We start from the raw sequence: 1,146 nt of genomic DNA, 5'->3' as shown, positions 1-1,146 counted from the left end.
CTCACGTTGACGGGCACGGCTACGGAACTTGCGACGGCTTATGCATCGGGTGGGATCACAGGCCTTGGTTCGTCTGCGGTGACGCTGTCTGGCACCACTGTAGCGGCGCTGGACCTCAATGTGATTGATGCTGCCACAACAGGCGCAATCAACGCGTCGAGTGTGCTCACGCTGACCGGTACGGCTTCGGATCTGGCGACGACCTATGCGTCGGGTGGTATTACCAGCCTTGGCAATGAGGCTGTGAATCTGTCGGGTACAACGGCCACAGCTGCCCAGTTGAACGCGATCAATGCGGGCAGCACGGGCACAGTGGACATGTCGACCATTCTGACAGTGACGGGTTCTGTCGCCGACCTGACTTCGACGTATTTCGGCGCTGGTCTTCGTGGTCGCGGTGATGAAGCGCTTACGCTAACCGATACGTCGGTTGCCGCCTCTGCTCTGAACAGTATCGACACCAGAACAACCGGTATTATCGATGCGTCGTCTGTGGCGACGCTTACGGGGACCGCAGCGGTTGTCGCGGTGAGCTATACGTCAAGCGGCATCACAGGTTTGGGTGCATCTGCAGTAACGCTGTCTGACACCACGCTGGCAGCAACATCGCTGAATGCGCTCGATACCGCCACGACAGGCGCGATTGATGCATCGAGTGTGCGCACGTTGACAGGAACGGCTTCGGATCTGGCGACGACTTATACGTCGGAAGGTATTACTGGCCTAGGCAATGAAGCTGTGACGTTGTCCGGGACAACCGCCACTGCTACACAGTTGAACGCGATCAATGCGGGCAGCACGGGTACCGTGGACATGTCGACCATACTGACTGTGACGGGTTCTGTCGCAGATCTGACGACCGCGTATAACGCTGTTGGTTTTGCCGGTCGTGCCAATGAAGCGCTCACGCTAACCGATACGTCGGTTGCGGCTTCAACCCTGAACAGCCTCGACACCAGAACAACAGGCGCGATCAATGCGTCGTCTGTGTCGACGCTGACGGGGACCGCAGCGGTTGTCGCGGCAAGCTATGCGTCAAGTGGCATCACAGGTTTGGGGGCATCTGCGGTAACGCTGTCTGACACCACGCTGGCGGCGACATCACTGAATGCGCTCGATACCGCCACGACGGGCGCGATCGATGCG

Annotated in this window: 1 protein-coding gene; it reads left to right on the top strand. The window is 59.0% G+C overall.

All coding sequences use genetic code 11. The features are described from left to right. Nucleotides 1-1,146: hypothetical protein (locus IP81_RS21170; protein ID WP_197274716.1), on the top strand; the 1,146-nt coding region annotated here is incomplete at both ends.

The organism is Novosphingobium sp. AAP83, assembly GCF_001295795.1.
GTDB lineage: Bacteria > Pseudomonadota > Alphaproteobacteria > Sphingomonadales > Sphingomonadaceae > Novosphingobium.
Note: the sequence above shows the minus strand (reverse complement) of the source record. Positions and strands in the feature narration are given on the sequence as shown.